Below are 10,532 nucleotides of genomic sequence, written 5' to 3' on the forward strand. Positions count from 1 at the left end.
CAGAGGTGAATAATGAATAATAATAAACCAGAAAAGCAGTTAGCCAGAAAAAAATATAGTCCCCAATTTAAAGATCAGGCCCTTGAACGAATAGCGCAAGATGGAGTTCGTCAGGTGGCAAAAGATCTTGGTCTATCAGAACCCTTACTCTACTCCTGGAAAGCCCAACAGAAAAAAGGTGGGGACTCTCTTGAGAATCAAAAGCTACAGCAAGCAGAAATGGCTCGTTTGAAGCGGGAAAATGCACTGTTAACAGAAGAAAATGCGTTTCTAAAAAAGGCGGCTGCGTACTTCGCGAAGGAATCAAAGTGAGGTACGCCACGATTAAGGAGCATTCAGGTCAATTTTCCCTTCGTTTAATGTGTCGCCTACTTTCTGTATCGGTCAGCGGATATTATGATTGGCGGGAACGAAAACCCTCCCGTCGCGACATAACTAATCAAGTATTAGCTAAAAAAATTAAAGCTATTTTTGATGAGGAAAAATCACGCGCTGGAGCCGTCAGGATTGCTAAACGATTAAACAATGAAGGCGAGCCAGTGAGTAGGCATCGAGTGGCTAAAATCATGCGTTCAAATGGCTGGCGTGCACGTGCGGCGAAGAAATTTAAAGCGACAACCAATAGTAGCCATCAACTACCTGTCGCGCCGAATTTATTGCAGCAAAATTTCTTGGCACATCAACCTAATGAAAAATGGGTGAGCGACATCACCTATGTTTGGACTGAGGAAGGATGGCTTTACCTTGCAGTTGTTATGGATTTGTATTCCCGCAAGGTCGTTGGATGGGCTCTTTCTGAACGAATGACAAAGCAATTAGTAATTGATGCTCTTCAAATGGCTATATGGAGTCGAAAACCAACTAAAGGACTTGTTCTGCATTCAGACAGGGGAAGCCAATATTGCTCTTACGAGTATCAACAACTTTTAACACAGCATGGTATTGTGTGCAGCATGAGTAAGCGTGGTGATTGCTATGATAACGCTGCTATGGAAAGCTGGAATCATAGTTTCAAAGTAGAAGCGATTCATGGGGAGAAATTTGTAACACGTGCAATTGCCAAAAATCATGTGTTTGAATACATCGAAATATACTACAATCGTAAACGACTTCACTCAATGATCGGGTATAAATCCCCTGAGTTATTTGAAGTTAAAATGGTAGCTTAGTTAGGTGTCCGTTTTTTCTAGGCAAGATCAGATGAAGCGGATTATGCTAGTCCAAACTCTAAAATTAATTTCAATGAAAAAACAAAAATTAATGAGCTAGTAGAAAAATTAATTGGTGAAGATGGTATTTATATTGGAGTCACTGCAACACCTGCAAGATTGGACTTGAATAACACTTTTAAAAACGACAATACAAAATGGATCTATTTCAATCCTCCAGCTAGTTATCATGGACAAGATTGGTTTTTTCCTCCTAATTATGAAAGTTCCTCCTTAGTTAAAATGCTCCCGGATGAAAATGATAGTAAGAAATTCTTAAATGAAGCAATTTTTAATTTTCTTATTAATAATTCTTATCTAAACTCGAATAAGAATGGAGCTGAAGTCAATTATAGTATGTTAATACATACTAGCGGTAAAAAATATGATCATGAAATTGACCAAAAAAATGTAGAGAAGACACTCGATATTTTGGCTCATAGCGAACATAGGATGTATCAAAGATATTATAATGAAATTTGGGATTTATGTGTAAAGAAATTTAATGATGAACAACAAGCTAATAATATTGTTCAATATATATTGAATAATATAAATAAATCACAAGTAATAGTTATAAATAGTGAACATGATAAAGAAAGTGTGAAAGGAGCGACTAGTCCGTCTGCCTTATATACCTTTGCAATAGGAGGAAATATAGTTTCCAGGGGAGTAACGTTTGAAAATTTGTTAACAATGTTTTTTGCACGAGATGCGAAGCATAAAATTCAGCAAGATACTTACATTCAACGAGCGAGAATGTTCGGATATAGAGGTAATTATCTAGATTATTTTGAATTATATATTCCCAAAAAGCTTTATGCTGATTGGCATAAATGCTTTATGTATCACAGATTATCTCTTGATCTTATAAGAAATAACAAGGGAGCTCCTGTTTGGCTTGAGGATAACAGAGTAACACCCGTTGCAAAATCTAGTATAGATGGAAAGACCATAATGCTACATGATGATTCAATGATTTTTGGATTGTTTAATTATGACGCAATGGCTGATCAAATAATAAACGAGTCGTTAAATCCAAAACTTGAAATTTTAAATCAATTACATGAATTAATTGGAGAAAATGCTTTTCCTTTATGCGTGATCGAATTTATTAAAAATTCTATAAGAAATAGTGAGAAAGATATAGCTATACATAATTCAAGTTCAGTTGAGAAAAGAGATGTTGATCCTAATACGATAACACGTTCAACTGGGGGGATATTTAGTGGTAGTGATTACAATAGATTTCCTGAGGCAATACATCACATTAAAATATTTTATATTCCAAATGGCAGGGCGAGACTTTATTACAAATATAGAGAGGTAAATGTCAAATTTTTAACTAAAAGAGTACGAAAATGATAAAGGATTACGAGCTACAGCATGGAGTAGTTTTGGTGCAATTAATTAGTTCTATGATAGAGCCAATTTTTTTTGAAAAGTTTAACCCAAAATCAAATGCTTCATATGTAATCAATAATAAGATTGGTATATATATTAAATATTGCGCGAAGAGGCTAACCCCCTGGAGATTTACATTTTTAAGAGCTCACCAAGAGGAGATTGAAAATTTAAAAAATAATTATAATGATGTTTTTATCATCTTAGTTTGTCACAAAGATGGTATTGTAGCTTTAGATTGGAATTCTTTAAAGACCATTTTAGATAATGAACATAAAGAAGTAGAATGGATTGCTGTCTCACGAGGAAAAAATAAAATGTATAGTATCACAGGTTCGGATGGTATTTTAAATTTCAAGGTAAGTAAAAGTGATTTTCCTCAAAAAATTATTGAAAAAGTGTAGAGAAAAACTCCAATTAATTTGTTAAATTTTTTTAAAAAATCAGGCTTTAGCCATTGAGGGGCATTTTAACAGTGTCGTACTCAAACACGCAAATCTCTCGCAAGGATATTTTAGTTTTTTGGAGATTAAGTTATCAATTATTTAATTTAAGTGAATATTAAGAATACAGATCATTTATGCAACATATGTAATGAGTATTTAAGTTTGAAGGATATGTAGCCATGCCTCAATAATCATAACCATGGCCAAAGTATCTAATTCGCAGTATCTCAATAGAGCGTTTCTAAGTTCTTCACGTTCGGAATTGCTCATATTGGTGAACTGTAACTTTGCATAAGCTATTGTTGCGGCACCACCCTCTTTTAAGTCTTCGCTATCAAATAGAAGTTGAGCACCTTCATCAGAGATATCTTTATTAATTGGTGGTAACAAATGATAGGGATCTTTTATTCGATTATTTTCTTTAACTATCCAGCATTGATTTATAAAGTTATGGCTTTGAATTCCATTTACGGCTCCATAGATTGGGTGGCTATATTTTTCTTGAAGGAAATCTGAGCGATTTAAAATAGCTGGGAACACCTGTTTAATTGAGTTAGACCCATTGGTAAGGGGGTCATAATGAAAACGTTTGACTAACTCCAAGATATCAACCATGCACCGTGGTCCTTCCCATTTTACTTTACTTTTAGAAGGTGATCTTGTTATGGAAAAAATAAAAGAGCATAAATCTTCTTTGTCATTGGGTGGCTCAATCATTTGCTCTAAATATTCACGAATAAAATTTAGATAGGTATTTTCATGGCTACTATATCTAAATATTGTCCCGTCATCATTTTCTAATTCCTTTTTCAGATGGCGAACAAATTCGATGCTTGGATCAACTCCAGGCTCAGAATTAAGATACTGACCAACATGAGAAACTTGACCGTTTTCATTAAGTGTATGATGTGAGAATTGAAAGGCGATGCCTTGATAAGGACGCGCACCCTTATTAAAAGGAATTGGCAACATAGCTGTTTCAAAGTCTATAAAGTGGTAGGGGTATCGCCATGAGTCCATTTCCGCTTTTAGGTTTTCTTTATCAATCCAGACACTATTATCTTGAGTTTTAACTTTTTCTATCTGAAGCCATTGCCTTTTTGTTCTGGAAAGACCCGATTTATCTGATTCTTTTATTGTGAATTCTGTTTCGTCAATGTCCTTTAGTTTGATCAGTCCTTGCTGAAAGTATTTCGGTTTGTCCCGGCAATCCCATAAATTGAGAATGGTAGGGTCATTAAAATCTGATTCTTTGTACCCTAATGCTTCACTCCAGCATTCTTTAAAACCAGATAAGAGCCCGTCGGATTCATGTGTATTAAATTGGCAATCACTGCATTCGCCTTTTGCTTTAGGCGGAAACTTCTGTCCACTCAAATATATTTTGCTGAAGTGGTGAAATTGATCTTTTACGGTTTGTCCTTCGTCATTTGTTTCTTGCCAAAGTACATTTATATGATCATCAACATTAACTTCTTTTAGGATTTTCACAGACAAATCTTCTTCAGTTATCGGTGAGGTTAATGTGACAATAGCTTTGCCGTTGCTATCTTTTTGAACTAGAAACTTTTGATTTAAGCTATCAGTCGGGCAAATAGTATCTTTATCGACAAGCATTAAATAACTACTTATGGTGAAGGAAGGATAAAGTTGTTCTAGCACCCACTTTTGAAAAGCGATATCAGCAATATATGATCGCCATTTTTTAGTGGTCATCTTTGTTTCATCTTTTTTGCTGATGGATTTTGCTTTAACTTCAATTATTTTGATATGGCCTTGTCTTTTCTGCAGGATATCAGCACGTAGGAAATAGTTTTGATATTGAAACGAGGCTTCAAATAGGGTTATCGAATCCCTTTGAATTAACTCTTGAGTTTTGTCTAGTGCCTCCTTTGTACTGGAGGCCTCAATTGATATACCATCTGGAAAATAACATCTTGCCAATGCTTCTACTTGAGCGCCGCCTTCAGCCAATGCTTTTAGAAAAGAGTCTTCATCCAGTTTATTTGTATATTCATCAGGTCGATCATAATACCAGAGCTTAGTTGGGCATTCTAAAGCCATTTTGAACTTTGATTTAGTTAGGAGCTTTGCCATCCTTGTCTCTACAAGTATTGGTTTAAATATTTATGTTATTAAGTTTAGTTGATAAAAATAAGAAGCCCCAATCTGGGGCAATAGATAGAGCTATGAATTCTTTTACGATAAAGCCTATTTACAAAACAGCAAGAGAATCATACAAGAAGCAGCAAACAATGTGGCTGATGATACCAATGCGAACCGGCCGAATTTTTGTGTTTTTTGTGTTAAGGAGTGAGCCTCAATCAATGAATCAGAGATCAATTTCTTCATAGCTTCAACCGATTCTTTAGTAGATTCTTGCAGTAATTTAATTACAGATTCTTTACTGCAGGCCAATGCCACATTGAGAACCTTTTCAGCTTTTTCTTTGGCATCATCTTTCCATTGAGAGGAAATGCTTTCCATTTCCTCTCGGAACTGTACTAACAAATCTTGTTGGGCTTTTCGATTTTCCTCAATCAGTTGTTCATTCATAGTCTGAAGCATGAGGATTGGATCGTCTTTACCCAAAAGTACACCATGTTTGACAGTGATGTCTTGAACGATTTTATCAAGTTTCTCTGACATTAAATCACCTTGGCGCTATCCAGCTGTCCAAACAGTTGATCGCGAACGATTTTTAAGCGTTGGCGGGTCATAATGCTTTTCTCTGGCGTACCTAAAACTTCATCGAAGGTCAGTTTCTGTTGAAGCATCTCAGTTAGATCCCGGCCATAGGTTTCTTTTTTCAGATCGGGGATTTGAATTAAGGCTGATATTCTGTCTTTGTTATCTCGGTAGGCTTTCAGTTGCTCAAAGGATTTACCTTCATGCTCTATGGCTCCCCAATAGGGATTGAGCCAGACGACAAACTGTGCTTCATTTGCAAACTGGTCAATCAGTTGTGCAAAGCCATTAATGGTATCGAATAATGCCTGGCCTCCGGTAATGACCGTATGAATCACCATTTCATGATCTAGTTCTTTTAACAATGCGGGAACTTGGTTGCTGATGAGGTAATGAGAAAGGGGCACAAAGGAGCTAGCACCGTTATCTATTACTACATCATGAGTTGTTGAGGCAATTTTTTCGATGAGGGTATCAAAAAGACGGAGGTTAATTTCATCACCGCTCATGACTTGAATATGGTCGACGTTGAGGGCTTTAAAGCCATAAAAGGTTGAGTTGATGGGGTCAGTGTCAATGCACAGTGGTGTTTGGCCTTTGTGGTGTTTGTATTGCGCCGTTGTTGCTGAAATAAATGATTTGCCGACACCGCCTTTGCCTTGCAGTGTGATATGAATTTTTGCCATTACAAGAGTTCCTCCAGGTTGGGTTTGGGATTAAAAGTAAAACCGCGAATTTCGTTTTTTGCCTTACTTTTAGCCTGTTCATCCTTGGTGTTCTCCTGCATAGATAGCTTTTTTTCTGCAGCAATCAAACGTGCTACATAGCCACAAAATGTTTTATATGAAAATGAGATTTTGCCTTCTTCAACTAAGGTTTCCCAGACAAGCTTTATAGACCAGCCGTCGGCTAGCGCTGAAGCGATATCTTTTTTTAGCGCAAGAAAAGCGGCTTTGTTGACCGATTTATCAGAGCATTTCCTATTTATCTGCTTGGCTGCGATTCGTTCGCTGAGGGAGTTTCCCATGTCATATTGTCAATTTATTGTTGTTCTCTTCGATGGTATGAAATATTACGTTACACTGCAATAGGTTATGTAATTTTTCTTCCCTTTGGCGTAATTAAATAAACCATTAAATGCACTTAAGTGTAATTTATCGTAATTAATAGTAATTATCAGTAATTAATAGGGCGTTACGGAAAATAACCTTGAAATTACATAAAATTACCTGATAGTATCCCATTTAATGAACTTAAAACGCAGGGCAAGATAGGTGAAGTTAGCTAACCAGCAAGCTGGCTACCAAACCTCACGAGTCTTATTCGCACCTTCGGTACTCAACGAAAAAACTGTGTTTTGAGATCAAATCGATACTCAAAGGATTGCATAACCACTTAATTAAGAGGTCGGCATCCTTATGGACGAGAAACTTAAAACACCCACCAGAAAAAATGGTCGTCATCTTCGCGTTCCTGTTTTGCCTTCCGAAGAAATTCAAATTAAATCGAATGCGGCCAATGCTGGTCTTTCAATTGCTGAGTACTTAAGACGGATCAGTCTCGGATATCAAATTCAAAGTAGTGTTGATAAGGATTATGTACTGCAGCTAGCCAAAATCAATGGTGACTTAGGACGGCTTGGCGGACTGTTAAAACTATGGCTGACTCAGGATAAACGAGTTGCACACTTTGATCTCCAAACAATAAGAACATTGTTAACTCGTATTCAAACCACCCAGGATGCGATGTTTGAAGTGGTGAAAAAACTATGATTATTCGCCATATTCCTATGAAAAAAATAAGACTCAGCAGTTTTTCAGGTCTTGTCCAGTACCTTTGTAATAAACAAAACAAACAGGAGCGAGTGGGCAAAGTCAGATTATCGAATTGTAATAGTCTCGATTCCATTTGGGCTGTTCAGGAGGTATTGGCAACACAGGCTAAAAACCAGAGAGCGACGGGTGAGAAAACTTACCATATGCTCATATCTTTCGCATCAGGTGAGAACCCCTCGGATAAAGTCTTACGAGAAATAGAAGAAAGTGTGACGTCTTCCATAGGATTTAAAGAACACCAAAGAATCTCAGTTGTGCATCATGACACAGATAATCTCCATATCCATGTGGCTATTAATAAAATCCATCCCAAAAATTTTAATATGATTGAACCGTTCAGGGCATATAAGACTTTTGCTGAGATTGCATCCAGGCTCGAAATTGAATTAGGTCTTCAAATAACTAATCATCAAACCCGAAAAAACCGTTCAGAAAACCTTGCTGACGATATGGAACACCATTCAGGTATTGAGAGCCTGATTAATTGGATGAAGCGCCATTGCAAAGAAAAAATCGAAACAGCCACTAGCTGGAAGGAGATTCATGGTATTTTGGCAGAAAATGGATTGATGATGCGTGTTAAAGCCAATGGTTTTGTGTTCTGCAATGTCCAAGGGCTCACCGTTAAAGCCAGTTCAATTTCCAGAACCTTTTCTAAAAAAAATCTTGAATGCATGCTAGGTTCGTTCGTACTATGCTGCTCAGAAAACAACGTACCTGCATCAAATGTTTATCGTTATGAACCATTAAATAAAAAAGTACTTGGTTCCGAGCTCTATGCCAAATATCAGCACGAAAAATCACACAATAAACGTTTTATTTCACAAAAGCTCAAACAGTTGCGCGAGGCTAGAGCCAAACTTATTGAAAAAACGAAAAAGCGAGGTCGAATTAAACGAGCGGCTTTGAAATTAATGAACCTTTCTAAAGTACAGAAAAAGTACTTATATAGTCACATAAACAAAACGCTGCTTAATGAGATTGATAACATAAGGAAAAATTACGCAAAAGAACGTAGCCGGTTGTTAGATTCCCATCAAAACAAAACCTGGACTGATTGGCTGAAACAAAAAGCACATGGTGGCGACCAGGATGCTTTAATGGCAATGCGTTATCGTAATCGCAAAAATAAGCATGATTACACCATATCAGGCTCTTCTTTTTCTTCTTCTTTAAATTTTGGACAAATCGACTCTGTTACTAAAGAAGGTACTGAGATTTATAAAAAAGATAACAGTGTTATTAGAGACAATGGAAAGGAAATTATCATTTCTAAAGGTGGTTCTATTCATGCTCTTAAAAGAGCCTTGGAAATGGCAAGGCAGCGCTATGGTGACTGTATTTGTGTGAATGGGTCTCCATTATTTAAAAAGCTTATCTTGCAAATTGTTATTCAATATCAAATGCCAATCACTTTTGCTGATTTGGAGTTGGAAAATCAACGTCAAAAACTAAATTTTGAACAGGAGAAATCTCATGAACAATCAAGCTCAAACCGACAAAGCCATCGAGGAAGAACTTCAGGAGGCCATGAGGCTGCTGGAACAGCCACTGGAAATAGAAGGGGCAGCACAAAGTCCAACTCTTTCAGCATTAGACAAGGCTCGCCAGCCAAAGATCACAACAGCTTGCGAAACTTGTCCAAATGCGATCTGGTTCAGCTCTCCGGAGGAGGTCAAGTGCTATTGCAGGATAATGCACATGATCACCTGGAGTGGCAAAGATTCAAACCTGATAACCATGTGCGACGGAAAGTTTTTGGGTTAAATCAGAATAGTAAAAATCGAAAGAAATAAGATAGTTATCAAAGAAAAGACTACACTGTATATATCAATATATTCAATCAGTAATAATATGAAAGAATATAACGAAATTGATGATCTGAATATTACTTATAGATAAGAGAATACGATGAAATTAAGCAATAACAAGGAAATAAAAAATACGACACTGATTGTTATTTTAATTATTTCAGGGCTATTTTTTTCATTTTTAGGATTTGATTTTATCGGGGTAGTGTTTTCTCTATTTTTGGTAATAGGTGTGATTTATTTATGTTGTCCTAAAACCAAGTCTTTGGCAAAACCGCAAATAGATTCTTTAAAAAACTCAAACCATATAATTGAAGATCGAGTTGAAAAAATTTCATTAGAGTCAACATTAACTGATGAACAAAAAAAACATTTAATGGCTCGTTGGGATAAATTTGGCAGATTAGATGCAGTTTGCCCATCTTGTGGCATCAACTTAGTTAAGTTTCCTAAAAGAAAAATTAAATGTAAAAGTTGCAAAAAAAATATAAACAGAGGAAAAAACTATTTTAGCGGTGATTATCTTTTATATGATGACAAAAATGAGAAGCTATATGTAGAGTTATTATGGTTGTCAAATGGGACTTGGAAAAATTGGTTTGAGAGTTTTGATGAAATTGAAAAATTTAAAGAAAAATTAGCAGAAGCTTATAAATATAAGGGCAATGTGGAAAATATTCCTTTAAATGATGCTATATGGGGAAAAATTCAAAAAAAATTAGTCGAGCTATCTTCTCAAGGTGACTGGAATGGGTATAAATGGTTGCTTGAGTCAGGGATTCGGTTTTTAAATGATGAAAATAATACAGCAGCAGCTTTGCCGTTAATTTATCAGTTTATTTACCTCTCATATATTGTGGATCATTCTTATGAATCTGAATACGATAGCTTGGTATTGTTTCCAAAACAAATGAGCACGGGAGGTGTTAGTTTGTTAATGACAATGGTCGAGGACACACCTGATTTTGATGAAAAATATTTGAATTTTATAAAGACCACAGCATTACCTAGTATATTCAAAAAAGATATTATGGAGTCACTGAATCAATATAAAATTCAGAGTGGAGCATTTGTAAAAGAGTACAATGAGCGGATGCAGAGAGAAACTAAGTTGTAGAATAAATTAAGAAGCATAAAAGG

General features: G+C 36.1%; 10 protein-coding genes. 6 read left to right on the plus strand and 4 right to left on the minus strand.

Annotation, left to right across the window (positions count from 1 at the left end):
* Nucleotides 1–12 precede the first annotated feature (12 nt).
* The 3 genes from BN3124_RS03610 to BN3124_RS03620 all read left to right on the plus strand — a co-directional run bounded on the left by BN3124_RS03610 (nucleotide 13) and on the right by BN3124_RS03620 (nucleotide 3,016).
* A protein-coding gene (locus BN3124_RS03610; protein ID WP_149865194.1) for an IS3 family transposase occupies nucleotides 13–1,169 on the plus strand; the annotation gives its coding sequence in 2 pieces (ribosomal slippage) (nucleotides 13–262 and nucleotides 262–1,169; 1,158 coding nt in all).
* 165 nt (nucleotides 1,170–1,334) lie between these two features.
* Nucleotides 1,335–2,573: a Z1 domain-containing protein gene (locus tag BN3124_RS03615; RefSeq protein ID WP_149865195.1), complete on the plus strand. Its 1,239-nt coding sequence runs from the start codon at nucleotides 1,335–1,337 to the stop codon at nucleotides 2,571–2,573.
* Complete coding sequence (locus BN3124_RS03620) at nucleotides 2,570–3,016, plus strand: hypothetical protein (RefSeq protein WP_058533504.1); 447 nt, start codon at nucleotides 2,570–2,572, stop codon at nucleotides 3,014–3,016. Before BN3124_RS03615 ends, BN3124_RS03620 begins: the two co-directional genes overlap by 4 nt.
* A gap of 198 nt (nucleotides 3,017–3,214) precedes the next feature.
* Here the strand turns inward: BN3124_RS03620 and BN3124_RS03625 are convergent, their stop codons facing one another.
* The 4 genes from BN3124_RS03625 to BN3124_RS03640 all read right to left on the minus strand — a co-directional run bounded on the left by BN3124_RS03625 (nucleotide 3,215) and on the right by BN3124_RS03640 (nucleotide 6,773).
* The gene (locus tag BN3124_RS03625) at nucleotides 3,215–5,155 is read right to left on the minus strand and encodes a DUF2779 domain-containing protein (RefSeq protein ID WP_058533505.1); all 1,941 of its coding nucleotides are present in this window, start codon (nucleotides 5,153–5,155) and stop codon (nucleotides 3,215–3,217) included.
* Between the two features lie 114 nt (nucleotides 5,156–5,269).
* Complete coding sequence (locus tag BN3124_RS03630) at nucleotides 5,270–5,707, minus strand: conjugal transfer protein TraM (RefSeq protein WP_058533506.1); 438 nt, start codon at nucleotides 5,705–5,707, stop codon at nucleotides 5,270–5,272.
* Nucleotides 5,707–6,432, minus strand: coding sequence for an ArsA-related P-loop ATPase (locus tag BN3124_RS03635; RefSeq protein WP_058533507.1), 726 nt, complete (start codon nucleotides 6,430–6,432; stop codon nucleotides 5,707–5,709). The genes BN3124_RS03630 and BN3124_RS03635 overlap by 1 nt, the downstream gene beginning before the upstream one ends.
* Nucleotides 6,432–6,773: a TraK family protein gene (locus BN3124_RS03640; RefSeq protein WP_058533508.1), complete on the minus strand. Its 342-nt coding sequence runs from the start codon at nucleotides 6,771–6,773 to the stop codon at nucleotides 6,432–6,434. The genes BN3124_RS03635 and BN3124_RS03640 overlap by 1 nt, the downstream gene beginning before the upstream one ends.
* Before the next feature lie 391 nt (nucleotides 6,774–7,164).
* On the opposite strand from BN3124_RS03640, the gene traJ reads away from it, so the two are divergent.
* From traJ to BN3124_RS03655, 3 genes are all read left to right on the plus strand, one after another.
* Nucleotides 7,165–7,518 carry a conjugal transfer transcriptional regulator TraJ gene (gene traJ / locus BN3124_RS03645; protein ID WP_058533509.1) on the plus strand — a complete coding sequence of 118 codons (354 nt, stop codon included), beginning with the start codon at nucleotides 7,165–7,167 and terminating at the stop codon, nucleotides 7,516–7,518.
* Nucleotides 7,515–9,377 carry a TraI/MobA(P) family conjugative relaxase gene (traI, locus tag BN3124_RS03650; protein WP_058533510.1) on the plus strand — a complete coding sequence of 621 codons (1,863 nt, stop codon included), beginning with the start codon at nucleotides 7,515–7,517 and terminating at the stop codon, nucleotides 9,375–9,377. The genes traJ and traI overlap by 4 nt, the downstream gene beginning before the upstream one ends.
* Nucleotides 9,378–9,492: 115 nt before the next feature.
* Nucleotides 9,493–10,509 (plus strand): hypothetical protein, encoded by a 1,017-nt coding sequence (locus tag BN3124_RS03655; protein ID WP_058533511.1) that lies wholly within the window; start codon nucleotides 9,493–9,495, stop codon nucleotides 10,507–10,509.
* Nucleotides 10,510–10,532: the final 23 nt, after the last annotated feature.

Origin of the sequence: Legionella saoudiensis, assembly GCF_001465875.1 — a bacterium.
Classification (GTDB): Bacteria; Pseudomonadota; Gammaproteobacteria; order Legionellales; family Legionellaceae; genus Legionella; species Legionella saoudiensis.